Raw genomic sequence first — 25254 nt, forward strand, 5'->3', positions numbered from 1 at the left:
GAGATCATTAAACTATTGCATCGGCGTGCCACGAAGACGCTCAAAGTTTTTATACTCACGAGTAACGCGTGCTGCAGGAGCTTGTTCAAATTCTTTTTGAGTAACGCCGTAAACTTCTTGAACGGAATCAAGCTTTTTATGCAAGCGTTCGATCACATTGGCATACGCAGGATCATCAATTTTATTCTGAATTTCTTGTGGATCACTTTCCAGATCATAGAATTCCCAAGTGTCGATGTCATCATAAAAATGCATCAACTTATAGCGTTTGGTGCTGATTCCGTAGTGCTTTTTAACCATATGAAAGGCAGGAAAATCGTAGTAATGATAATACAGCACCTCTCTAAAATCATCATCAGCAACTTGTTGCTCTAATACCGGTCTCAAAGATTGTCCTTGCATATCGGCAGCCAAGTTGTTACCCTCGGCATAATCGAGAAAGGTTTGTGCAAAATCTAAATTTTGAACCAGAGCTTCGCTTTGGCTTCCGGCTTTGATCGCTTTAGGATATTGAATCAATAAAGGCGTACGATAAGATTCTTCATACATATACCGCTTATCAAAAAAGCCTTTTTCACCTAAATAAAAACCTTGGTCAGAAGTATACACTACAATGGTGTTTTCGTCCAAATTATTGGCTTCCAGATAGTCTAAAATATTCCCCACGCCTTCATCAACCGCCGCGATCGTCGCCATATAATCGCGTAAATACCGCTGTCCTTTCCATTCGGCTAAGGCTTTTCCGTGCAAATCGGCTTTATGAAACGCATCATTTTTTGCCTGATAAGCTGTATCCCAAGCTGCACGTTGTTCCGCCGTCATGCGTTCAAAATCGGTAGTCCAGGGATTGTGTGCCAACTCAGAACTTCCAAGTTTCTTGGTCATTTTAAGATCGTGACCTTCATACATGTCCTCGTAAATCGTCTGTAATTGCTCTTTGGAAGCCTGTGATCCTTCGTGATCTGTAAAATAGGTTTCTGGTAACGGAAAGTTTATCGAGTCGTATTTGTTAGCATAACGCAGCGCCGGCATCCAGTTTCTATGTGGTGCTTTGTGGTGTACCATCATAAAAAAAGGTTTTGTAGTGTCGCGTTGTTGCTCAAGCCAACTAATCGCATCTTCAGTGATGATATCTGTGGCGTAACCTTCAATGCGTGTGGTGTCGCCTGCTTCAATAAAATCTGGGTTATAATAATTGCCCTGATCTTTGATGATTTTCCAGTGATCAAAACCTTGCGGATAGCCGTGTAAATGCCATTTTCCCAAAATAGCGGTGGTATAGCCTAATTCCTGAAGTTTTTTAGGAAGCGTGGGTTGATCGCCATCAAAACGATCTCCATTTTGTCTAAATCCATTTATATGACTGTGTTTTCCGGTAAGAATCACTGCTCGACTCGGCCCACAAATGGAATTGGTAACATAGGCCCGATCCATGCGCATTCCGTTTTGAGCGATTCGATCAATGTTGGGAGTAGGTGCCAACTGACTCACCGGATGCCCGTATGCGCTTATTGCCTGAAACGCGTGGTCATCAGACATGATGAAAATAATGTTAGGTTTTTCTGGTTTTGCTTCAGTGATTTCAGTGTTTTTTGTTTCGGTTTTACAGGAATAAAATGCCGAAATTATTAGAAGTATCGAAAGAAGCTTTTTCATAAAATTATTTTTTTTCAACACGCTCTTCATGCTGAATCATTTGATTTTCATTGACCACCGCATTGATGAATGTGGCGATTTCATTTACAAAAGCATAACCCAGATTTGCCCAGTCATGATTACCCTGAGGCGCCGTAAGTAGGGTGTAGGAGGCATCCAGATCTTTTAATCGAGCTGCTATAAAAGCATCTCCATCCAGCGGAAGAAACCCAGGAGTATCCGGTGCGCAAAAGTGATGCGGCTGACTGTTATACGGTACCAAATTGTCTGCGTCTCCGTGAATGAAAAACCCGGGTACAGCATTTTCTTTGGTGATGTAACGTGCATCTACAACCGCGCCCGCAAGAGAAACCACAGCTGCAATTTTAGGATATGCTCCCAGATCTTTAAAGTCGGGATGATTGGCCATATAAGCCGTGTTTAAAATCCCTTCAGCACCGGCACTGCTGCCTGCAAGAATGATCTTTTCAGCATCAAAAAGGAATTCAGTATTCGATTTTAAATAGGCGATCGCTTTTAAAATATCTGCGGTGGTTTGCTTAAAGGTGTCCATTTTCTCTGAAGCAGGACACGCACATCCAAAACCGGTGGCTTTGCCTTTTCGGGTAAGATTATAACTCATAGAAGCCACCGCATATCCCTTTCTGGCTAGCGTTTGAGAAAACTCAACCTCCATCGGATTGTCGCGTTTTCCACCGCTAAAACCACCACCGTGAACGAGTATGATTAGTGGTCGGTCACTGTCCTTTTCAGCTTGCTTTGCAGTATAAAAATCCAGCTTAAGCGTGTCGCTGTAGGTATGTGTAGATTTAACCAGATCGGCATAGACTTGTCCGACAAATTTTTCCTGTGCTTGCGCGACAAGAGTGATAAAAAAGAAAACAAATAGAATACTGATCTGGCGTTTCATCTGGCTAAAAATTAGTTTAAAATAAAGGTTTCTTTAAGCGAGGCATTACTGTCTCCGCCTACAAAAACTTCAAATTCTCCGGGTTCTGAAATAAATTCAAGCGAACCGTTATAGAATTTTAAGTCTTCTGCTTTTAAAGTTAGTTCAACGGTTTTGGTCTCTCCTTGCTTTAAAGACACTTTTTGAAATCCTTTTAAGGTGCGCATAGGTGGCGTAATGCTACGTACCACATCGTGAATATAGAGTTGTACTACTTCGGTACCGTCGTAAGCTCCGGTATTGGTTACATCAACCATCACGGTAACGTCTTCATTTTGCCCGATGCTTTTTGAACTCAATTTTAAATTGCTGTACTCAAAAGTGGTGTAGCTTAATCCGTAACCAAAAGCAAGCGCAGGAGCATTTGGCGTGTCTAAATATTGCGATTTGAACTTTAAGAACTCAGCAGATGGCGCAGGACGTCCGGTGGTTTTCATACTGTGATAGACCGGAATCTGACCTACATTTTGTGGCCAGCTGGCTGTTAATTTTCCTGAAGGATTATAATCTCCAAAAAGCACATCAGCAACAGCATTACCGGCTTGAATTCCCGGATGCCAAACCTGTAAAATACTTACCGGAAGCGCTAATTCTTCAGTGATGTCTAGCGGTCTTCCGCTCATTAAAACAAGAACTACAGGCTTGCCTATTTTTACTAATTCTTGAATTAAGGTTTTTTGACTTTCAGGAATAGTAATATCGGTGCGGCTTGAAGATTCCCCGCTCATTTCGGTAGCTTCCCCTACAACAGCAACTACCACATCTGCAGTTTCAGCATTCTGAAGTGCTTCTTCAAGTAGTGTTTCAGGAGTTGCTTCTGAAATTTCAATACGCGGGCCAAATACATTTATTTTTTTCGCGTAAGCGGTATCATTAGAAATATTAGCACCTTTTGTATAGCTGATCTCAGCATTAGGAGCCACATTTTTTAAACCTTCAAAAATAGGTGTTGAAAGCTGTGGGTCACCGGTAGGAGCCCAAGTCCCTAACATATTGTTTTTATTGTTAGCCAAAGGACCAATCAAGGCAATCTTGGCCGTTTTGTCTAGCGGAAGCGTCTTGTTTTCATTCTTCAACAACACAAAAGATTTGCGGGCTGCATCACGCGCAATTTCTTTATTTGCTGCGGTGAGAATATCACGCTCTGGACGCTTACTGTCTGAATATTTATAAGGATCGTCAAAAAGACCAAGCTTGTATTTTGCCTCCAAAATACGACGGCATGCGTTGGTGATGGTGGCTTCAGAAACTTTGCCTTCGTCAACCGATTTTTTAAGCGTAGTTAAGAAGCCTTCGCCTACCATATCCATATCTAAACCGGCATTGATGGAAAGCGCAGAAACGGCTTGTAAATCACCCAATCCGTGAGCGATCATTTCATTTACAGAGGTGTAATCTGAAACTACAAAACCTTCAAAGCCCCATTGCTCGCGGAGCAAATGGGTTAATAACCATTTGTTTCCACTTGCAGGAACGCCGTCTACGTCGTTAAACGAACTCATCACACTTTCTGCGCCGGCGTCTATCGCGGCTTTGTACGGTGGCAAGTATTCGTTGAACATTTTTACACGGCTCATATCGGTGGTGTTGTAATCGCGACCACCTTCGGCAGCGCCGTAAAGCGCAAAATGTTTTACGGTTGAGATCATCGTGTTTTCTTCGGTAAGATCTTGTTGCTGATAACCTGTTACCATTGCTTTTGCGATCGCCGAACCTAAATAAGGATCTTCACCTGCACCTTCAGAAATGCGTCCCCAACGTGGGTCGCGCGCAATGTCAACCATAGGAGAGAAGTTCCAGTTGATCCCGTCTGCAGTCGCTTCTTTTGCAGCGATCTGCGCGGTTTTTTCGATCAATTCCATATCCCAACTGCTGGATAATCCTAGCGGAATAGGAAAAGTGGTTTTGTACCCGTGAATGATATCAGAACCAATTAAAAGCGGAATTCCCAATCGGGTGTTTTTTACAGCGATCTCTTGCGCCTGACGAATTTTATCAGGTCCGGTCACGCCAAATAAACCACCTACATTTCCGGCTTTTATTTTTTCTTCCACGTTTTTACTCACTACAGATCCGGTTGCGACACCGCCGCCGGGCGTAAGCAAATTAAGCTGACCTATTTTTTCTTCTAAGGTCATTTTTTTTAGCAAGGCTTCAACTTCAGGAATAGGTTGGGCTTCCTGAGCGAAAGTTTGCATGCCGATAAGAATAACGGCAGCAAGAATGAGTTTTGAGAGTCTATTTTTCATTTGGGTTGCAATTTTGTCTTTGTGTGTATTTTAGTTTTTGGTATGACTGAAAAGCCACTGGAGAAAGTCAGGCTCTGCAAAAGCAGGATCCCAACTGTTATGATTGGCGTGCTCGTAAACCGTAACACGTGGTTTTGCACCGGCTTCAAGCATCGCGGTTGCCATTTGTAAACTGTAAGTAGGTTTTACCACATTATCATCGGCACCGTGAATCACCCAAAACGGGGTTTTTAAAGCATAATTTTCAACAGGTTCTGTACTGCCGGCACCACAAATAGCGATCGCAGCAGCAAAGGTGTCGGGGTGGCGTTGCACCATTTCATAGGTTCCCATTCCGCCCATGGAGAGTCCGGCAATGTACACGCGTGAAGTATCTACTTTTCCTTCTTCAATAAAAGAAGAAACGAGTTCGCCGGCCATTTTTAAATGCGGCGTAGGTTTTTGATCTGGGTGAAAGGTGATCCCAATAGGATAATTGCTGCGGTCAACATCTACATTGGCCCAGTATGAATCCTTAGGACACTGCGGAAAGATCACAATCGCAGGAAAGGCATTGCGCATTCCGGGATTTGCAAACAATGCAGACCCGTGTGTAAGCTGTGATTGGTTGTCTGACCCGCGCTCCCCCGCACCGTGTAAGAACAAAACCAAAGGATATTTTTTAGTTTGATCGTAGTTTAAAGGATACTGAATGCGGTATTGCAAACTGTCTCCTTCACTGTGATATACTGCTTGTTCAAAGCTGTCTTGTGCTAAAGCCAATGTAGTGGTGAAAAGCAAAAAGAATATAGAAAATAAGGTTTTCATATTATTGAGGTATGGTGTAGTTAAAATTGAGTTTATCTAATCCCGCTTGTACGCTTTCATTCTGCATAAAGAGACGCCAAAGCAGGCCACTGCGGTAATTCTCGATCATTACAATTATCGGGCCTTGATCTATTGCCAGATACGCTTCGGCTACGGTATAATTTTGTTGCGGACTAAAAGCATCATAAAAGCCGGCAGGTCCTAGCAGTATATTTTCAAGATCATAAAAACTGCGTAAGGCTGCCATCGATTCTTGTGGTGTATATGGAAATGAACTCAATGCAGCAGTAGGTGAAATCACGCCGGTGTCATCACCCGGGCGATGCGCTTTGTAGCCTAAACTTCCGTCTGCATTTAGGGTGTAGCTTGCGGTTAATCCCCACAAATCCTGACCATAATCGCGCCATCCTAAAGGATTTTGAACGCAATAGGCGTAGTTGCTTAATGCGTGATTAACGGTTGCGGTCTCATAGTTTACATAAGCATCAGAAAGCCCGAACGGATTTAAGCCCAAATAAGAATAATGCGCCCAAAATAACGGGCCGCCGGTTTGCTCTGCTCCCGAGTGTTTTACTTCAAGTGGATATCCATATGCGTTTGCCGAAGAGGCGATACCTCCATTTTGTGCCCAGCCTTCCTTATAAACTTCAGGTTCAATACTGAAGTTTTGTGAAGCTGCAGCCAGTATGTAGGTGATGAGCGTCTCGTTATAGCCTTGTAATTTTAGGTTGATCGCAAAGTCATTATCGGGGCTCCAATGCCAGTAAAGCACATTTTCGCCTTGCGTAAACCAGTCCCATTCTACTGCGGAAACCAGATCAAAAGCCTGTGTGGCCAAGGCTTGCTCGTCGCTCGAGCCAGATTTAAAATATTCACCCACGGTGATCAATCCTTGAGCAAGAAATGCAGTTTCAACTAAATCTGCCCCATCATCTAAATCTGAAAACGGAATCACTTCACCGGTGCTTCCGTTAAGCCAGTGTGGCCAGGCACCGTGAAAACGATCTGCGTGTTCCAGAAAGTCAAGGAGCGTTGTAAGTCGGTTAAAGCCTTCGGTTCTGGAGATAAAACCGCGTTCTATACCCACCAAGATCGCCATCATTCCGAAGCCGGTTCCGCCGGTAGTGACAATATTTTGATCCTGACCAGGATTAGCCGGAAGGTAACGCTCTCGCGCACCACCCGATTCCGCGTTAGCAAAATCCCAGAAATACTTAAAGGTTTCTTCTTGAGTGAGGTCTAATAATTCGTCATCGGTCAACTCCGGTTCAGGTGTGGGGTTTTCACCGCCATTGCCTTCCTCGGGAGTTTCCTCAGGAAGTTCAGCGACAGCATCGCCGCTGTCGCTGGAACACCCAAGTAGTGCTAGTGTTAGCGCTATGTAAATAGAATACTTAATCTTCTTCGGTTTTTAAATAAGGGCTTGAAAAGCCTAATTTTCTCAATCCGTTAAGGACGTCTTCATTGTTCATAAACAGATCCCACAGTAATCCGCTTCGGTAATTCTCGATCATCACAGGAATTGGTCCTTGGTCAATCGCCAGATAGCGCGGTAAATACCAATCTTCTTCAAGGCTAAACGCATCGTAAGGGCCATAAGTTCCTACAAGAGAATCCAGATCGGAGTACAAATGCTCTAAAAAAGCCTTGCTTTCTTTAGGGGTGTAAGGCATAGACGATAATGCGGCGGTGGGTGAGATCACACCGAGGTCATTCCCCGGGCGGTGACCGGCATAACCCTTCATAGAATAACTAGATGTCATTCCCCAAAGCTCAGGACCGTAGCCTTTAAAACCTTTAGGATTTTCTACTGCATATTCATATTGAATTTTTGCGTGATTGACATTCAGTTTCCAATAGTCACCAAATTGATCTGTTAATCCTTTTGGATTAAGACCTAAGTAGCTGTAATGTGCCCAAAATAAAGGACCTACCGGAGCGTCGTCATTGTGTTCGTAATGATTAAGCACCGTACGCAAACCGTACATTGTGGTATCTTTTGCGATCTGACCATCAACAGCCCAGCCCTTTTCATAAACTTCTTTTGAAATAGGGTGGGTAGGAGAAGCAGCAGCAAGAACATACATCACCAAAGCTTCGTTATAACCACCTACGGGAAAATTCATTTCCCAGCCTACATTAGGGGACCAATGCCAGTACAGCACGTCTTCGCCTTGCGTGTACCAATCCCATTCTACTTCTTCCCACATACGCTGAATTTGCGCTGCGAGAGCCTGCTCTTCTTCAGAACCGTCTTTATAATATTCTGCAACGCTAAGTAAACCTTGAACCAAAAAAGCGGTTTCAACAAGATCTCCACCATCATCATTTTTACTGAAAGGTTTTACTTTCCCTGTGGTGCCGTCCAGCCAATGTGGCCAAGCCCCGTGAAAACGATCTGCATTATCTAAAAAATCAACCATTTTCTGAAAGCGGGCAAAAGCCGAATCCTTCGGGATAAACCCACGTTTTGCTCCGGCAACGAGAGCCATCAGGCCAAAACCGGTTCCACCTATGGTGACTACATTTTTATCATCAGAAGGGTAGATGCCGTCCATATGAATACGCTCTGGCGCTAAGCCTGAATCTGTATTGGCACCTTCCCAAAAGTAACTGATGGTCTGTTTTTGAACTTCGTCAAGAAGTTGGTCTTCTTCTGTGGAAGCTGGGGAAGTGGTGGCAGCCACTTCCCGGTTTTCTTCCGCAGTATTTTGATTCTTACAAGCAACGAGTGTTGCAAGAACCACTACAATTAAAATAAAACGCATAAAGCTTCTTTAATGTGTTTAGTACCCAGGATTCTGAGTCATCTCTGGAGTTTGAACCAATTGGTTGTTTGGAATTGGGAACAACTCGTGTTTTCCGGTTACAAAGGTTTTTCCGTCTGCTGCCATTGCTGCTTGAGCCTGACCGGTACGATTTAAATCAAACCAGCGGTCGTGCTCCATAGCTAACTCCAGGCGACGTTCTGTCCAGATCGCTTGGCGTACAGTTCCTTGATCTGTAGACGTTACAGCCGGTAAAGAAACACGTGTTCTTACTTGGTTAAGCGGTGCCAAAGCTGCGCTGGTTTGTCCAAGTTCGTTTAATGCTTCAGCACGAATAAGGAGTACTTCCGCGTAGCGTAAAACTCTGATGTTTTTATCACCGTCACTTTGACCTGCATTTGAAGAAGAATAGGCCTTCTCGTTATAACGTGGATTTTCTACACCGGCATTTACTTCACGACCGTCAAAAAGGGTCTCGCCGGCAAAAATGATGGTTGCATCACGACGAATGTCATCACCTGCTGCGTTAAACGCATCTTCTAGATTTTGAGAAGGTGTGTTGAAACCCCATCCCCAACCACCGGTACCACGGGCACCTTGGGTTTGAGAATATTGTTGCACTCCGTGCTGAGGAATTTCTCCACGCGCTTGGATTTCAAATAAAGAACCAGGACCGTTTTCACCGGTTTCTCTCCAGATATTCGCATAATCAGGATCAAGACTGTATTGGTTAGACGTGATCACATTGTTTGCCATATCTGCGGCATCTTGCCAGCGTTCTTGGTATAAATACACCTTAGCCAATAAACCCTGAGCAGCACCTCTGGTTGCACGACCTAAATCTTCGGTCGCGTAGTCATTTTTTAAGGGAAGCGCGTCAATCGCATCCAATAAATCTTGCTCGATATACGCGTATACTTCGTCAACCGGTGCACGCTCTACAAGGTCAATTTCCTGAATAGGAATTGCTCCAAACGAACGTACTAACCAGAAATAGTTCAGCGCTCTTAAAAATTTAGCTTCTCCTACAACTCTAGAGCTAGGAACCTGAGTTTGCCCTTCATAGTTTTGCGCGATATCAATAGCTTGAGATGCGCGCCCCACAGTTTTATACCACTGCGTCCACATTGCAGTTACCGAACCAGACGAAGAAGTAAAAGTCAAATCGTCTAATACGCGCTTGTCTGCCCCAGAATCGGTAGGCGAACTTCCTTTATCTGAATTGTCAGAAATGATTTCGGTGATTCCCAGATAAGAGAATGCATAAGAAAAATCGGTATGCATCCCATAGACTGAAGTAAGAAATTCAACCGGTAAATAGTCTTCACCATCTTCGGCGACAGGATCTACAATATCTACATCTTCAACAAAGTCATCACAACTGCTAAAGACAAGCCCGGTAAAAAGGCTTAATACGAGTGTTTTATATATAAATTTCATAGTGCTTTGTTTTTTATAATTTGAAGTTTGCTCCAACAATGAACGAACGAGTGTTAGGATATGCTGAAAGCTCGATACCCGTTGTATTTGTAGGGTCTCCATTTTGATTTAGTTCTGGAGTAAATCCTGAATAATCTGTAAACATAAATGGGTTTTGAAGCGTTACATACACGCGTGCACTGCTTACAAATGAAGAGATTTCAGGTAATGTGTATCCTACGGTAATGTTGTTGATTCTAAAGTAAGAACCATCTTCTAGGTAATACGAAGAAGCTTCAACATCACGATCTGCTCCGGGATTCACGTTAGTAGAGCCTGGTCCTGTCCATCTTTTGTTAAAGATGTCTTCAGAAATATTTTCTCCACCTAGTCTTGTGCTGTAAAGTCCGTTATAAACCTTGTTACCGCCTACACCAAAACCAGAAACACTTAAGTCAAAGTTTTTGTAGTTAGCACCTATATTGATCCCGTAGTTATACGTAGGAATATAAGAACCGAAATATTTTTTATCACGGTCATCAATAACACCATCATCATTTTGATCTACATAACGCAAGTGACCTGGAGCAGCACTACCTAAAGAAGTGTTGTTGTCGATCTCTTCTTGTGTTTGCCATACGCCGTCTGCTTCATACATCCACCAGGCAAAAATAGGCTGGCCTTCAGCAAGACGTTTTGTGATACGACCGTTACCTAAACTACCACCAATGGCACCGTCATAAGCAGGTCTCACATTTTGTACGCGGTTTTTATTTGTAGAAAGGTTAACACCAATGTTATATGTAAAGTCAGAACCTATCTGATCTCTCCAGTTAACTAAGAATTCAAAACCTGAGTTTGAGATCTCTGCAGCTTCATCAAAGAAGTTGCTGCTGAATTCTGAGTTTAATAACGGACGCACATTTAAAATAGCGTTAGTATTTAAACGGCTATAGTAATCGATCGTACCTGAAAGTTTTCTGTTGAATAAAGCAAAGTCAAAACCAGCTTCAAATTCTTCAGTCACCTCCCAAGAAAGTGGGATTGCCGGTGTTCCTAAAGCAGCACCTACAATTAAGCTTTGAGTAGGTCCAAATACATAGTTGGTGTTTCGGCTTCCTGATCCTGCGTTGATCGACTGCACGTTAAATGGAATCGCCTGGTTACCCAATTTACCCCAACCTGCAAACAATTTCAGGTTGTCTAACACGCCGTTGTCTTCCATAAAAGCTTCGTTAGTCATCGTCCAACCTAAACTTACCGCCGGGAAGTACCCAAAGAAGTTGTTGTCTCCGGTAGCAAAATCACTAGTACCATCACGTCTTAATACTGCACGTACATAGTAGCGCTGATCGTAGTTGTATTCTACACGACCAAAATAAGATTGTAGATTGGTGCTTTGATACGTATCGCCATCTACGTTGTCATTAAACAACTGGCTTGTTCTCAAGTTGAAATTACGCAGATTAGGATCAGCCTCTACATCGTAAGCCTGAGACTCTGTAAATTCTCCACCTTGATAGTTCTCACGGCTGATTCCTACGGTTGCGCTCAAGTTGTGCTTGTCAAAAGACTTGTCATAGGTAAGGAAACTTTCAATATTCCAACGATAAGATTCTGTACGTCTAATCGTGTAAGAGTTGTTTGCATATTCTGTAGAAACCACACCATCGTCATTAGGCACACGTTGTGCATCAAAAAATGCTTCGGTTCGGTTAGGGTCGGCATTTAACCACTGACTTCTAATATCTGTAAAGCTCTTGCTGGTTGCATAATATTTTGTCGCACCAAAACGGGTAGTCAACATTAAATCATCTGTAATGTCAAGTTCTGCAGCAATTTGTCCCTGAAGACTGGTTGTATTGATCTGCTGATCTTGATAATATACTTGAGAAACCGGGTTTCCGTGTGAATTTAAACGACCTAGAGTTTCTCCCGGTTGTGTGTTAAAATCTACAACTCCGGTAGTTTGATTAACAAAAGATTGCCCAAAAAGCCCATTGTCATAACGTACAGGAACCAAAGGAGACTGGCGATATGCCGTACTGAAAGCTCCAAAGGGTTTTGGTGTTTCGTTAGTATACGCCACGTTTAAGTTTTGTACAAAACGAAGACGGTCATTGAACAGGTGATAGGTGTTGTTACTGCGTATCGTACCACGATTGTATTGCTGACCTTCTAAAATACCTTTTTCCTGATACAGGTTGTAGCTTAAGAAATAGTCGATGCTTTCTCCCGCTCCGGAAACCGAAAAACTATTGTTGTTGATCGTACCGGTTTGTAAGAGTTCGTCATACCAATCTGTATCGTAACGCTGGTTTTGCTGAAGCAAGAAACCACCGTTTGCAGCACTTTCTTCATTAAAGTATTGCGTGTACTGTGCTGCATTTGCCATTTTTACCGGATTCAAAATGGTTTTTGCACCGTAATACGACTCAAAGTTAAACGTGGTTTTGCCTTGTTTACCTCGTTTAGTAGTAATCAAAATAACCCCGTTTGCTGCACGTATCCCGTAAATGTTAGCATAAGAAGCACCCTTAAGGAAGTCGATAGACTCGATATCGTTAGGGTTGATGCTTGTGATGTCAGATAAAGGTTGACCGTCTACAATATAAAGCGGCGATCTACCACCTTCTGCAGTACCTAAACCACGCATCAAAACCGTAGGCGTAGAACCGGGTGCATCGTTTGCGATAATATTTACACCGGCAACTTTACCTTGAACAGAGGTTAATGCGGAAGTAGCGGGCTGCTTGGTAATCTCTTCGTTATCAACAGAAACGATCGCACCGGTGATATCAGATTTTTTCTGGTTACCATAACCTACTACCACAACTTCGTCTAATTCGCTAGACTCATCTTGCAACGCGATGTTATATACATCGTCATTAGTAATAGAAAACGTTTGCGTCTGGAATCCTAAATACGTGATGCGTACTTGATCTCCTACGACAACTTCTAAGGAGTAGTTTCCGTCAAAATCGGTAACAGCATATTCGTTTTTGTCAACGACTTTTAGTTCTGCTCCCGGAAGCGGTACATCACGGGTATCGCGTACTGTACCGGTAACTGTTTTTGTCTCCTGCGCTTGCACTCCTAAGGTGATCAGCGACAAAAGAAACAGAAGGGTTATTTTAAGTTTCATACACTAAAGTTTGAGTTTGTTTTATGTGAATTTTGGGTGAATATAGCATCACAATAAGTTAATATAGGTACATAACAAATACATCAAACTGTTAAAAAGTAACAATGAGCTGTAAAACAGTAGTTTGTGGTTTGATATTTTGAGTTATAACGTTTTCGTAAAAGCCTTTGATGTAGTAATGAGAAAGTATAAATCACTAAAATTGATTATTGAAGTATGAGAATTTAATAATTTTTAATAAGATATTTTGATAAATTCTTACCACTCTTCAAGTCTAGTTTTTTACGTAATCGGTAACGGTGAATCTCTACTCCACGAACAGAAATTGCCATCAACGGAGCGATTTCTTTAGTGCTTAAATTCATTTTTAAATACGCACATAGTTTTAGATCCTTCGAACTCAACGTAGGGTGGTCTTCTAATAATTGCTGAAAGAAATCATTATTAATTTCTTTGAACGTAGTCTCAAATACTTTCCAATTGTCTTTTGCATCAATGATATGATTGATCTTATTTTGAATAGAATTCACTTTCTTCTGATTGTCACTTTTATCCTTTACAGCTTCCAGATCATTTTTTATATCTATCAAACTACTATTGCGTTTTGCAGCCAGATAGGTGGTATTAGCAAGTTCTTTACGCTTGGTGTTTATTTCTTCGAGTAAGGAGTTGCGCTCAGCGATTTGGTTCTTGCGTTCCTGTTCTTTGATCAGGCGTTCTTCGAGTTCTTTGCGATGCTTGTTGAGCTTACGCTTGTTGATAAAGGCTACGATAAAAACGACACCAAATAGCAGCAATACATAAATCACGATCATAAGGTTTGATAAGAACCAAGGCCGTTTGATCAGGAAACTGACCACTAGTGGTTGCTCGCCGCGTGTGCCATCAAGTTCAGGCCAAATCTTTAAGGTGTAGTTTCCTGCCTGTAAATTTTGAAAACTCAAGCTACCGTCTGATTGGCCTTTCAAACCGTTAGAAAGTGTGTAATAAAATTTAGGATTATGCAGTTGCGGTGCTGCGATCGCAAGTTCGATCTGTGCAGCTTCTTTGTAAGGGATCTCAAAGGGACCGGACAAGGCAAGTGACTCTTGCTTAGTTGTGAAGCCATTGAGTAAAGGCTGACTCAATTCTAGCGCGGTATTGTTGCGTTGCAATTGGGATAGATTGAGCTTTGCAAATCCTTCGTTAAGCGTGATGTAGAAAATACTATCGTTACGCTTGATGATTTTCTCATAATTCTTAATGATGCGCGCTTCAAGCAGAGGTTCATCAATAAAAATGCTGTCGCTTTTAAAGTCGGTATAAATCAGTCCGTTACCATTACGGTTTTTAAACCAGTAACTATTGTCTTGATTGCTGAGTAAGGCATACGAGGTATAAGGTTTTAAATCAGTAAATTCTTCAAGGTCATCGCTAATGCTGTTGTAGCGGTACCAGCTTCCGGCATTATAAAATGCAATTTCACCTTCCACTTTGTGAATTTCCGTCTTATAGGCTGCAAGTGCTTCGTGCTCCGTATACTGTTCTTTAGTTTCAATACGTTGCTCGTTGAGGTTGAGTTGTGCTCTGTAAAAACCTTTGTAAGGATGTGAAGCCCAAAAGTAGTTTTGATCTTCAAAAATCACATTTTCTACCGGTGCACCACCGCCATCAAACAGCGCTTGATTGGATAGTCCGTTGGCTTGGAGGTCGTATTGTTTGATGCCGTTATAGGTGTTGTTAAAGAAAGAGTTAGTCTGCGGAATTGCGGTAAGGCTATAGCTTCCTGATATGCCAGAAATCAGTGTTAAGGCATCATTCTTAAGTTCAAACAAACCAAGATTATGGTTTACAAACAGGCGATCTTCAACCTTAGTCAGGCTCCATACCTGCCCTTGAGAGCCGGGAATAAAAAAGATTCCCTCCTGAGTGACTTTATGCAATCCAGTGTTACTTCCCGCGTATAAACTTCCTTTAAATGTCGCGAGATCATAGACCGCTCCCAGTTGCCCCGTATTGTCCAGAAGGTATTGAATAGGCGTATCGGGTAACACCACATCGATCCCATTGTCGAGACCTATCCACACTTTTTGTTCGTCTCTGTGAAGGGAGAGCACGGTATTGTTTTGCAAACCATTTTGCCTAAAATGATTCTTTAAAGAACCTGTTTTGGGATTGTAATAGAGTATCCCGCCTTTAACCGTACCAATGATCACCAGTTCTTCAGAAACCGGTTGAATTTTATTGAGTTCATTTACTTCTAAAAAGGCTTTTAATTCGGGCGTACCCCAAGAAGTGAAGGTTCCGTTTTGGAGCGCAAAAATACCCTGGCGGCGTGTTCCGGCGAGCAGCGCTTCTTCATAGGTGCTCAACTCGATTATGGAGCTTTCGTTGAGTGTATTTTCTGCAAAGGAACTAAAAGTATCGTCTGTAAATTCAAAAATCTCCCCATAATTAGAGCCTATAAACAAGCGATTTTCTTCAATATGAAGCGCTGTGATGATGGTTTTAGGTTTGTGGGTCGTGATGCTGTTACCGTTGTATAAATACAGATTACCAAACGACCGAAAAACTACAGCGCCTTGCCACAGCGTGATTTGCCAAAACTCTTCATTAGCAAAGCTGGTCGTTATAAGATTAGATAAAGAAGTGTATTGGAGGCTGCCATAAGCGTCCTCGGTCCAATAACCAAATTCTTCATAGGAGCCGGTGTAAATGCGGTCATTAACGCAAAAGACCGAGCGAATGGCTGTTTTATTAGGCAAGGTAAACACCTCCCAGCGTTGTCCGTCAAAGCGGAGTAAACCCTCATTATTAGCGGCGTAAAGTGTACCGTTGTCGTCGGTGCTGAGCCCCCAGTTTTGACTTGCAGCATTATAGGTTTTACTGCTGTAATTGGTTACCGGCGGAAGAAAATTTTGAGCAAAACCGGCATTGTTTAGTAAAACTAAAGCAAGGAGTAAAGCGAATTTATGTAGTTGTTTCAAAAGCATTTTTTAAAGACTGAAGGATAACGATATCGATTGATTTTAGAACTACGCTTAGGTATTTTAAATATGCCTGAGGGGTTATTTTCGACACAACACGTGTACGTAGTGCAATCACCAATTTCAGTATCAGATGGTAAAATTATTAAAATGTAAAAACGTGGTACACTTTTTAGCGCTTCTTTAATGGCATCGCCAAAGGCTTTAATACGGCAAAGCTTGTCTGGAGGTCCTTGATCGATCTATGCGGTTGCCGGAGGAACACTACCCAGGCGTTGCGAATTGAGAATAGCAAGAAGTAATAAACCAAAAAGCGTAAGGATTAAGTACGGAAAAGCTACGCCTTGGTCGATCAAAAAACCGATCAATAGGGGTGCCGCTGCGGTGCTCAGGATCATCGACATGGAGAATAAGCTATTCACCGCTCCTAGTTTTTGAGTTCCGTAAACTTCAGCTAAAACAGCAGATTTTACAGTACCTGCGACTCCGGTGGTTATTCCGGTCATAATTAAAAAGATCAAGGCTCCCAGAATGCTATCCATAAACGCAAATGGCAATAATCCCAAAGCCTGTGGAATTAAAAAAAAGCGATAGAGCTTTTTGGCAGTAAACTTGTCTACCCATAGTCCGCCTATGACTGACATCACAAAGCGTGTGATCGCATAACCAGTAAAAAACGCGGCATACAGAGAAACCGACCATCCTTTTTCTTCAACAAAGGTATATTGGTATAGAAATACCGCGGTTGAAGTAAAACTCAGCATAAATGTAGAAGGCATCAATATCCCAAAACGCCGGTCTTTGATGAGTCCGCCAAAATCTTTAGCGAGTAGTTTTAACGAAGGTTTTTCAGCCACTTGGCTCTCCTGGTCAAAGTAGCTCAAATCTCTAAAGGAGAGTAAAAACAGGTATAAGATCAAAAATCCCGCACTGGCTTGGGCCGCAACTTCAAAACCATAGGTCACGATAAGCGTGGTGATACAAATAGGAAAAATAGCCTCTCCCATCGGGAATCCTAAAGCAGCAACGCTTAAAGCTTTACCCCGGTTAGGGCCATAATAGCGGGACATCACCGTCTGACTGATATGGCTCAACATCCCTTGACCGGTCAGGCGCAAGCCTATCATTGCTAGAATAAGTAAACTGATGTGATACGTAGAAAAACTAAGCAGTAAACACGAGAGGATCAACCCCAGGAAATTGAAAAAAACCACAAGCTTTACCGGTTTGTGATCTATGGTATGCCCTACGGTGATCAGCACTACAGAGGCGATCACAGTGCCCAAAGCGTAAATGCTTCCAAAGGTTCCTTCAGAAATAGAAAAGGTTTTGATGATCTCAGGAACGTAGAGCGAGATCAAGAAGGTTTGCCCAAAACTGGACAGAAAGGTGAGCACCCAGCCAAAACTAACCGTCTTGAAGTTATGTCGTAAAAAATAAGCGAGGCTTTTCACAAATATTCGTTCTGATTAACTTCGGATTACAAATCTAAACAAGAGTGTAGTGCCGCTAAAGCTTTAACGCATTCGTTTTAAGATTTTTATCAAAAATGAAATAATTACCACACATCTTGTCAATCTTGTTAGCAATGGCCATAAATACCCTTGTTTTTATAATTCTAAGGATGCAGGTTTAAGATTTGCACCCTTTTAAGAGAATTGAGAGCTAAGCTTACGAACTTTACCTAGGAAAAGTGGTAACCAGATCGCTTTCTCCCTTCTTAATAAAATTGTTTTATGACCAACTTTCTTAACACAAGTACCTTGATCGCGATTATAATTCTGCACGCTTTTGTGGGAAATAATGACCAGTATTTCAAAAAAAAGAATCCGGTCCATATCATAACGACCTGGGAACTTCCTGATGCGCTTGAGGAGGTGTCCGGACTTTCTTGGATTGGAGATCAAAAACTGGCAGCAATAGAAGATGAGTCTGGTTTGATCTATATCTATGATCTAGCCGAAAAGCGCATCGAACGCATTATTGAATTTGGCGATGATGGCGATTATGAAGGTGTTGCCGTGGTGGGTAAAGATGCTTATGTAATGCGCAGTGACGGCTTGCTGTTTGAAGTGCTTGATTATGCAGCAACGCATCCAGAGACTAAAACCTATCAGTCAGCGATGTCACACAAAAATAATATTGAAACCCTGGCGGTTGACCCCAAAAACCATCGCTTGCTTTTTGCACCAAAAGATTTGGATCCCAACGACGAAGATATCAAAGGGATTTATGCATTTGATCTTAAAAAGCATATGATGTTGCCCGACTTGGTCGCTCCGATTGCGATGAAAGACAAGGCGTTTAAAAAGTTTGAGAAGCATAAAAGCTATCGTACGTTTAGACCTTCAGATCTGGCGGTTCATCCTAAAACCGGAGAACTGTATATTTTAGAAGGGGTGAATCCTAAACTTATTATTCTCGATACAACCTACGCCATCAAAAAGGTTTACGAGTTGGATGAAGATGATTTTGCGCAACCTGAAGGCATCACTTTTAGTCCGGAAGGTCGTTTGTTTATTTCGAATGAAGCCAGCGGCGGGACTCCCAATATCCATGAAGTTGAAATAGAGTAGGTAGGTTTGACTTTAAATTGCCTTTACAATTCTTAACCCAATGCTAACCTGTAGAAGTAGCATAGCTTAAGGCTTTATTGTTTTTTTGGAAGGATTCTCGAAGGCAAAGCACCGAAGGGAACATTTTGCTCGTAATCCCAAATAACAATTACCTTAGCGCTTATGAAAACCTTACTTTTAGCAGGTCTTGTAGTAGCGACTTTGTTCAGCTGCAAATCAAAATCTGAAGAATCAAAAGTGATGCATACACCACAAAAAGATCGTTTAAATATTCAGGTGCAGGGGCACAGAGGCGAACGCGGTAATTTACCGGAGAATTCGATACCTGCGTTTTTAGGCGCCTTGCGCAAAGGCGTTGATGTATTAGAATTGGATGTGGTGATCTCTAAAGATCAGCAGGTGGTGGTAAGTCATGAGCCGGTGATGCTTCCTTTGTATATGCTCACGCCGGAAGGGGATTCGATTCCGCAGGATAAGGAAAAGGAATATAACCTGTACCAAATGGACTACGCCGAGATCAAACAGTTTGACGGCGGTTCTAAAGGAAATGTGCGCTTTTCACAGCAGCAAAAAATGAAAACCTACAAACCTTTACTGAGCGAAGTTTTTGATACGGTTGCTGCAAGCATTAAGGAGGAAGGGTTGAAACCCGTAAAGTTCAACATCGAGATCAAATCAGTACCTGAAGAATACGATGTGTTTCAACCCCAACCAGAAGCTTTTGTAGATCTGGTGATGGGCGTAATTCAGGAAAAACAGATGGAAGAACACATCAATCTTCAGTCTTTTGATCCGGCGATATTAGAAGTGGTACATACCAAGTATCCTGAGATCGAACTGGCGTATTTGGTTGGTGAAAACACCTATGCCGAAAACAAAACCAAGCTGAGTTTTCAACCTGAGATCTACAGTCCGTACTTTAAATTACTAGATACTGCTGAAGTCGCGCAAATTCATAAAGACGGTTTAAAAGTCATTCCGTGGACGGTCAACGAACCGGAAGATATTGATGCGGTAATTGCGCTTAAAGTAGATGCCATCATCACCGATTATCCCGAGCGTGTGCTTGAAAAATTAAAATAAAGAAGGTCTCAAGTTTTCAGTAGTAGTTGTAACGACGGGTTAATCAGTGATTTTAAACATGATGCTTTAGGTAGTTTATGGCATTAAAGCCGCTCTAAAAATTAATAGGTTTCCTAAGATAAATCGCACTAAGGGTTTTAGCTTTGTCGGCGTTTGCCTAAGGTTTATGAACAAGAGTATGCTTAGATCAATTTTGCTTAGCTGTGGTACAGCCCTGCTGGCCTTACTCTATATTTTGGCGCCACTGCATCAATTCGTGTTAGAGGCCGCTCACGACCTGGAACACGAGTTTGATCACATCACGCAAAGCGAACATCAACACGATTTTTTTTCTGCCGAAGAACTCCTTGCCGAGGCCGGTCACGATCATCGCACTTTAGAATACATCAAGCAAGTACTCGAGCCTTTTGAAGACGATCTCAAAAAGGAACAAGAAAAAGAAAAGCCTACTCCCAAAAAGGTGGATAAGCACCTGCGCTTTGAATATGCGGTAGCATCCCCTGTGGTTGTGCAACACTTCATAAAACGTCAATTTGATCGTAGGACAGCAATACACAACGCTTTGCCTGTATTGCAACCGGTACCGCCTCCCGAAGTTTAAGAATAGCTCAAATCACATTTTTTAAAACCTGATGCAATAGCATTCAGGTTCACGTTGAGGTGCCGTAGCTATAAAGTTGTGCAATGCGATTTTGTTGCCTTTACGGTACCTAATCACTATTCTTATAAACACTTTTATGAAAAACATATATATCGTGTTGCTGTTGTTCTGTGCGTCTCTTTCTGCACAAAACCTAACAGGAACCGTAACCACTCAAGCCGGTCAAGCGCTTGAAAACGTAAACATCTATAACCTCAATAACGGAAAACACACCCACACCAATGCCAATGGAAGCTTTGTGCTTTCTTCGGTAGCCGTCAGCGATTCTATTGCTTTTTCCCGCCTGGGCTTTGCGACACAGCATTTGGTGGTTAACAAACGCAATGGAATAAACATCAGCCTGGCTGAAGCCAGCACTTCACTAGATCAGGTGTTGCTTACTTCTGAAGTGAACAGCCTGAGCAGTGTGGTGGCTGTAGACCTCAAGCTGAATCCCGTTAAATCTTCACAAGAGATCTTGCGCAAAGTACCCGGACTCTTCATAGGTCAGCACGCCGGGGGCGGTAAAGCCGAGCAGATCTTTTTGCGTGGCTTTGATGTAGACCACGGTACTGATGTGGCGATCAGCGTTGACGGGATGCCGGTGAATATGGTCTCTCACGCACACGGTCAGGGTTATGCCGACTTGCATTTTGTGATCCCGGAAACTATTGACAACATCGACTTTGGAAAAGGCGCGTATTATGCAGATAAAGGGAATTTCAATACCGCAGGTTATGTTGATCTTAGACTTAAAGAAAGCTTAGATGCGAGCAGCCTGTCGCTTGAAGCGGGGCAGTTCAATACTTCGCGTCTTACAGGAATGTTCAGCCTGATCGATGAGCAAAACCACTCGGCGTATCTGGCTTCAGAAATGTACCTGACCGACGGTCCTTTTGAGAGTCCGCAAGACTTCAACCGCATCAACGTTTTAGGGAAATACACCTATACCGATGCAAACAAAGACAAGATCACTTTGACGGCTTCGCATTTTCAAAGCAAGTGGGACGCTTCAGGACAAATTCCACAGCGTGCCGTAGATCAGGGGTTGATCAGCAGATTTGGTGCGATTGACGATACCGAAGGCGGGCAGACGAGCCGTAGCAATCTTACGCTTCAGCACTTGAAAAACTTGGAGCACAATGCCGTATTGAAGACCAATGCCTATCTTTCTAAGTATGACTTTGAGTTGTATTCTAACTTCACCTTCTTTTTAGAAGATCCCATCAACGGCGATCAGATCAAGCAAAAAGAAGAACGCTTTATCGCAGGCTTGCAGAGTACCTATGAGCGCAAACACATCGCATTGGGTGAAACCCGTTTAGATTATCAGGCGGGTGTAGGATTTAGATACGACAACATAGACGATGTTTCGTTATCGCACACCCTAAACAGGCAGACGGTTCTTGAGCCGTTGGCACTGGGAGATGTAGACGAACTCAACGCTTTTGCGTTTTTGAATACCGAATTTAAAACCGGGAAGTTCACCTTCAATCCGGCGGTGCGTCTCGACTATTTTAAGTTTGATTATTACAACAAACTCACCGAGACCTACGACAATCAGAGCGAAAGCAAAGTGGCATTCAGTCCTAAGTTTAACACCGTATTTGCACCGTCTCAAAACTGGCAGCTGTTCCTCAAGACGGGTATTGGTTTCCATTCTAACGATACACGCGTGGTGGTGGCAAATGGTGGAGAAGAAATTCTACCTGCAGCCTATAGTGCAGACTTGGGAACGATCATCAAGCCGATGCCGCGACTGGCATTGAATGCTACACTATGGACGCTGTTTCTGGATCAGGAATTTGTGTATGTAGGCGATGCCGGAATTGTTGAACCTAGCGGAAAAACCCGCCGAATGGGAGTAGAAGCCGGTGCGCGCTATCAGTTAAACGATTGGTTGTATGTGTTTGCAGATGCCAATTATACCCACGCCCGAAGCACTGAAGAAGCAGATGGGGAAGATAACATTCCGTTGGCGCCTAAGTTTACTTCCGCGGGTGGTTTGAGTGTAGATAATCTTTCCGGGTTTTCGGGATCTTTAGGCTACCGCTGGTTGGGCGATCGTGCAGCCAATGAAGACAACTCCATCGTTGCGGAAGGCTATTTTGTAACCGATTTTAACCTGAACTATACGATCGAGAACTGGACGCTAGGCGTTATCGTAGAAAACCTGCTGGATACCTCGTGGAATGAAACGCAGTTTGCAACCGAAAGTCGCTTGTTTAACGAACCGGCACCGGTTGAAGAAATTCACTTTACACCGGGAACGCCATTTTATTTAAGAGGAAAGATCACGTATAGATTCTAAAACTGGCACCGCCAGAGGGTTTTATACTCCATCCCGATAGCTATTGGGATGCCTCGAAATTGCAATTAATGCCTCTTGGGCCTACCCTGAGGTAAGTTTGCTTTTCTAAACGGTCTAAGTTCAGTTCTTCTGTGCTTAGACCGTTTTTTTTATTGGCACCGCCCAAGGTATCTATTGCTCGTATTTCTGCATTACGAGATACTTCAGCTGCGTATCCCCTGCATTGCTGATACCATGCATACTGTTTGACGGGCAGTACAAGCTGGTGTATGGGCCTACTTCTACTGTTTTTCCATCCAGATAGAATTCCGCAGTGCCTTCCAATACAAAGAAGAACTCGTCTTGAGGATGTTGATGTGGCGCATGCGTGGATTTACCCGGCTCTACCACACTCATCTTGATCGTTCTTCCATCGGTAAATTCCTTATCGGCAAACCAGAATTGATGCCCCACTTTAGTTTCCTGCGCCTGCTCTTCAGAATAGGTAGTCACACAATCTTCAAAGCTGTAAGTTTTGTCTGTCGGGGTTTGTTGTGCGCAAAGCGGAAAAGCCATACACAGCAAGATCACATAAAGAAAAGGCTTCATAATACTGAATTTAAAGCGCTTAAGTTACGCATTTTGTAAAGGAGTTTCGTAGGCCGGTATTGCGTAACTTTGATAAAAACCCGGGAATGCAAGAACTTTTTAAAATTTATCAGGTAGACGCCTACGAGGCCGCGCGTATTGCTGCAACTCCCAACGAGCCGCATACGCATTCCTACGAAGAGTTGATGATAGGCAGTGCCGGTGCGCTCGAGCATTTTATAGATTTTGACTCGGTAACCACGCGTGCGCCTTTTGTGAGTTTTGTGACCAAAGGCAAGGTGCACCGCGTGTATCCCAAAGCGGTCGATGGGCAGTGTGCCATTTGGGTGATTCGTTTTAAGAGTGAGTTTATTGCAGAGACCACCTTTCAACTGTATGCCTGGTATCACAAGCAAGCCGATCTCAGTCTGGAAGTCGGACCTTGTTTTGACCGACTGCTTACTGTGTGCGAACTGATGGCTGCCGAAATGCAACAGGAAACTCCAGATTATGCAATTATCCGTCAGTTGTTGAGTGCCTTGTTTACGATGGTGGAAGGCGAACGCAAGAAAATACATCCGGAAACCGATTATGCGCACAACACCAAGCATATTTCGTTTAAGAACTTTCTGGCGGTTCTAGAAGAGAATTACCACCGCCCGGTAGGTGTGGAGTATTATGCTGAAAAGCTGTTTATGTCGAGCCGTAACCTCAATTTGATCTGTCAGGATATTTTAGGTCAAAGCGTTTCAGAGATCATTGAAACCCGCAAGTTGATCGAAGCCAAAAACCTGCTGATCAGTACCGACAAAACCGTGAGTGAGATCGCTTACGAGCTGGGCTACAGTGACAATGCCTATTTTTCTAATGTCTTTAAAAAGAAGTCCGGCGAGTCACCGGGAGCCTTCCGTAAGGAGATGCAAGCCAAGCTTATTTCTTAATCTTACAATAGTTTTTCTGATAGGCTCAATGAAGTACAAGGATGTATTGCTGAACTTTGTTCTGTAAAAAATACGCGTCTTTTAAGACGGTGTATACTCAAAATCAGGTTATGAACCGATTGGATTTTTTAAAAATGGCAGCGATGCTGCCGATACTAGGAGCAGCTATGAAACTTAAAGATTTAGAAAAATGGAACCAGAGCCTTCCCAATACCGAAAAAATGCCGGTGTTGTTTTTAGGTCATGGGAGTCCGATGAACGCAATAGAAGAAAATCAATTTGTCACCGAATTCAGAAAACTGGGGCAGGAACTCACCCGCCCACAGGCTATTTTATGTATTTCGGCACACTGGGAAACGCGAGGGACTTTTGTAACGGCGATGGAGCACCCGCAAACCATTCACGACTTTGGCGGTTTCCCTCAAGCCTTGTTTGACGTGCAATACCCTGCACCGGGCAGTCCGGAACTGGCACTTGCAACGCAAAAGTTGGTAACAAGCACCGAAGTACATCTGGATGATAAATGGGGATTGGACCACGGCTCGTGGAGTGTGATCAAACATATGTACCCTGATGCGATGGTAGCCGTGATCCAGATGAGTATCGACTATACACAGCCAGCGCAATACCATTATGATCTGGCTAAAGAACTGGCAGCACTTCGTCACAAAGGCGTGCTTATCGTAGGTAGCGGGAATATGATCCACAACCTGCGCCGCGTGGCCTGGGACAAACTCAACGCGCCTTATGCGTATGATTGGGCACTGGAAGCTCGCGAGAAAATGAACACCGCAATTCTTACCCACGATCACCAAACGCTTATCGATTTTAGAAAGCAAGGCACTGCTTTTGACCTTTCGATCCCCACCCCTGAGCATTACCTGCCGCTGATCTATGCGTTGGCCTTACAAGACGATCAGGATGAGGTACAGTTGTTTAACGACGAACCTGTTGGTGGGTCGTTGTCTATGACGTCGTTGAAGATTGCATAAACACAATTGAAAGCACGTGCTTTCAATTGTGTCTTTTCAATTCGTAATTCTTCGATGTATATGGCTGAGGTACTCTGTTTGAGTAAACTTAACGTCTAATTAAGTTCTTTACTTTTCTTTGCTTGTCCAAAGAAAAGTAACAAAAGAAAAGACCCTTTTTCTTAGGTATTTTGCCTTATCAGGCA

At 43.0% G+C, this 25254-nt stretch carries 17 protein-coding genes; 6 read left to right on the forward strand and 11 right to left on the reverse strand.

All coding sequences use genetic code 11. The annotated features are described in order from the left end of the window. Positions 1-12 precede the first annotated feature (12 nt). The 10 genes from WA338_RS01630 to WA338_RS01675 all read right to left on the reverse strand — a co-directional run bounded on the left by WA338_RS01630 (position 13) and on the right by WA338_RS01675 (position 17413). A complete protein-coding gene (locus WA338_RS01630; protein ID WP_272986993.1) occupies positions 13-1656 on the reverse strand; it encodes a sulfatase family protein in 1644 nt (547 codons plus the stop codon). Positions 1657-1660: 4 nt separating this feature from the next. Beyond that, on the reverse strand, positions 1661-2566 hold the full coding sequence (locus WA338_RS01635; RefSeq protein WP_009778646.1) for an alpha/beta hydrolase: 906 nt from the start codon (positions 2564-2566) through the stop codon (positions 1661-1663). 11 nt (positions 2567-2577) lie between these two features. After that, positions 2578-4803: a beta-glucosidase BglX gene (gene bglX / locus WA338_RS01640; RefSeq protein WP_414671899.1), complete on the reverse strand. Its 2226-nt coding sequence runs from the start codon at positions 4801-4803 to the stop codon at positions 2578-2580. An 81-nt stretch (positions 4804-4884) separates the two neighbouring features. After that, the gene (locus tag WA338_RS01645; RefSeq protein ID WP_272986990.1) at positions 4885-5661 is read right to left on the reverse strand and encodes a prolyl oligopeptidase family serine peptidase; all 777 of its coding nucleotides are present in this window, start codon (positions 5659-5661) and stop codon (positions 4885-4887) included. A 1-nt stretch (position 5662) separates the two neighbouring features. Continuing rightward, positions 5663-6922 (reverse strand): glucoamylase family protein, encoded by a 1260-nt coding sequence (locus tag WA338_RS01650; RefSeq protein WP_336091758.1) that lies wholly within the window; start codon positions 6920-6922, stop codon positions 5663-5665. Positions 6923-7055: 133 nt separating this feature from the next. Further along, positions 7056-8429 carry a glucoamylase family protein gene (locus WA338_RS01655; protein WP_272986988.1) on the reverse strand — a complete coding sequence of 458 codons (1374 nt, stop codon included), beginning with the start codon at positions 8427-8429 and terminating at the stop codon, positions 7056-7058. A gap of 18 nt (positions 8430-8447) precedes the next feature. Beyond that, positions 8448-9869, reverse strand: a complete 1422-nt coding sequence (locus tag WA338_RS01660; RefSeq protein WP_009778651.1) for a RagB/SusD family nutrient uptake outer membrane protein — start codon at positions 9867-9869, stop codon at positions 8448-8450. 13 nt (positions 9870-9882) lie between these two features. Beyond that, positions 9883-12993, reverse strand: a complete 3111-nt coding sequence (locus tag WA338_RS01665) for a SusC/RagA family TonB-linked outer membrane protein (RefSeq protein WP_009778652.1) — start codon at positions 12991-12993, stop codon at positions 9883-9885. A 224-nt stretch (positions 12994-13217) separates the two neighbouring features. Next, complete coding sequence (locus WA338_RS01670) at positions 13218-15959, reverse strand: helix-turn-helix and ligand-binding sensor domain-containing protein (RefSeq protein WP_272986985.1); 2742 nt, start codon at positions 15957-15959, stop codon at positions 13218-13220. A gap of 242 nt (positions 15960-16201) precedes the next feature. Further along, positions 16202-17413 (reverse strand): MFS transporter, encoded by a 1212-nt coding sequence (locus WA338_RS01675; protein ID WP_009778654.1) that lies wholly within the window; start codon positions 17411-17413, stop codon positions 16202-16204. 282 nt (positions 17414-17695) lie between these two features. On the opposite strand from WA338_RS01675, the gene WA338_RS01680 reads away from it, so the two are divergent. The 4 genes from WA338_RS01680 (at position 17696) to WA338_RS01695 (ending at position 22569) form a co-directional block, all read left to right on the forward strand. Beyond that, entirely contained in the window at positions 17696-18535 is an 840-nt protein-coding gene (locus WA338_RS01680) for an SdiA-regulated domain-containing protein (protein ID WP_009778656.1), read from the forward strand. Positions 18536-18697: 162 nt separating this feature from the next. Then, positions 18698-19618, forward strand: a complete 921-nt coding sequence (locus WA338_RS01685; RefSeq protein ID WP_009778657.1) for a glycerophosphodiester phosphodiesterase family protein — start codon at positions 18698-18700, stop codon at positions 19616-19618. Between the two features lie 178 nt (positions 19619-19796). After that, positions 19797-20219, forward strand: a complete 423-nt coding sequence (locus WA338_RS01690) for a hypothetical protein (protein ID WP_040532491.1) — start codon at positions 19797-19799, stop codon at positions 20217-20219. A gap of 136 nt (positions 20220-20355) precedes the next feature. Further along, positions 20356-22569: a TonB-dependent receptor gene (locus WA338_RS01695; protein WP_040532492.1), complete on the forward strand. Its 2214-nt coding sequence runs from the start codon at positions 20356-20358 to the stop codon at positions 22567-22569. A gap of 171 nt (positions 22570-22740) precedes the next feature. Here the strand turns inward: WA338_RS01695 and WA338_RS01700 are convergent, their stop codons facing one another. Further along, the gene (locus WA338_RS01700; RefSeq protein WP_009778660.1) at positions 22741-23157 is read right to left on the reverse strand and encodes a cupin domain-containing protein; all 417 of its coding nucleotides are present in this window, start codon (positions 23155-23157) and stop codon (positions 22741-22743) included. 86 nt (positions 23158-23243) lie between these two features. On the opposite strand from WA338_RS01700, the gene WA338_RS01705 reads away from it, so the two are divergent. Together WA338_RS01705 and ygiD are read left to right on the forward strand one after the other, a co-directional pair. Then, positions 23244-24077, forward strand: a complete 834-nt coding sequence (locus tag WA338_RS01705) for a helix-turn-helix domain-containing protein (protein WP_009778661.1) — start codon at positions 23244-23246, stop codon at positions 24075-24077. A 110-nt stretch (positions 24078-24187) separates the two neighbouring features. Next, complete coding sequence (gene ygiD / locus WA338_RS01710; RefSeq protein WP_009778662.1) at positions 24188-25069, forward strand: 4,5-DOPA dioxygenase extradiol; 882 nt, start codon at positions 24188-24190, stop codon at positions 25067-25069. Positions 25070-25254 lie beyond the last annotated feature (185 nt).

Source organism: Leeuwenhoekiella sp. CH_XMU1409-2, from assembly GCF_037029365.1.
Lineage (GTDB): Bacteria > Bacteroidota > Bacteroidia > Flavobacteriales > Flavobacteriaceae > Leeuwenhoekiella > Leeuwenhoekiella blandensis.

What these genes read in the sequence shown, in the direction of transcription:
- WA338_RS01630 (WP_272986993.1), bottom strand. Translation starts at nt 1,656, where the DNA reads ATGAAAAAGCTTCTTTCGATACTTCTAATAATTTCGGCATTTTATTCC.
- WA338_RS01635 (WP_009778646.1), bottom strand. Translation starts at nt 2,566, where the DNA reads ATGAAACGCCAGATCAGTATTCTATTTGTTTTCTTTTTTATCACTCTT.
- bglX (WP_414671899.1), bottom strand. Translation starts at nt 4,803, where the DNA reads ATGCAAACTTTCGCTCAGGAAGCCCAACCTATTCCTGAAGTTGAAGCC.
- WA338_RS01645 (WP_272986990.1), bottom strand. Translation starts at nt 5,661, where the DNA reads ATGAAAACCTTATTTTCTATATTCTTTTTGCTTTTCACCACTACATTG.
- WA338_RS01655 (WP_272986988.1), bottom strand. Translation starts at nt 8,429, where the DNA reads ATGCGTTTTATTTTAATTGTAGTGGTTCTTGCAACACTCGTTGCTTGT.
- WA338_RS01660 (WP_009778651.1), bottom strand. Translation starts at nt 9,869, where the DNA reads ATGAAATTTATATATAAAACACTCGTATTAAGCCTTTTTACCGGGCTT.
- WA338_RS01665 (WP_009778652.1), bottom strand. Translation starts at nt 12,993, where the DNA reads ATGAAACTTAAAATAACCCTTCTGTTTCTTTTGTCGCTGATCACCTTA.
- WA338_RS01680 (WP_009778656.1), top strand. Translation starts at nt 17,696, where the DNA reads ATGACCAACTTTCTTAACACAAGTACCTTGATCGCGATTATAATTCTG.
- WA338_RS01685 (WP_009778657.1), top strand. Translation starts at nt 18,698, where the DNA reads ATGAAAACCTTACTTTTAGCAGGTCTTGTAGTAGCGACTTTGTTCAGC.
- WA338_RS01690 (WP_040532491.1), top strand. Translation starts at nt 19,797, where the DNA reads ATGCTTAGATCAATTTTGCTTAGCTGTGGTACAGCCCTGCTGGCCTTA.
- WA338_RS01695 (WP_040532492.1), top strand. Translation starts at nt 20,356, where the DNA reads ATGAAAAACATATATATCGTGTTGCTGTTGTTCTGTGCGTCTCTTTCT.
- WA338_RS01700 (WP_009778660.1), bottom strand. Translation starts at nt 23,157, where the DNA reads ATGAAGCCTTTTCTTTATGTGATCTTGCTGTGTATGGCTTTTCCGCTT.
- WA338_RS01705 (WP_009778661.1), top strand. Translation starts at nt 23,244, where the DNA reads ATGCAAGAACTTTTTAAAATTTATCAGGTAGACGCCTACGAGGCCGCG.
- ygiD (WP_009778662.1), top strand. Translation starts at nt 24,188, where the DNA reads ATGAACCGATTGGATTTTTTAAAAATGGCAGCGATGCTGCCGATACTA.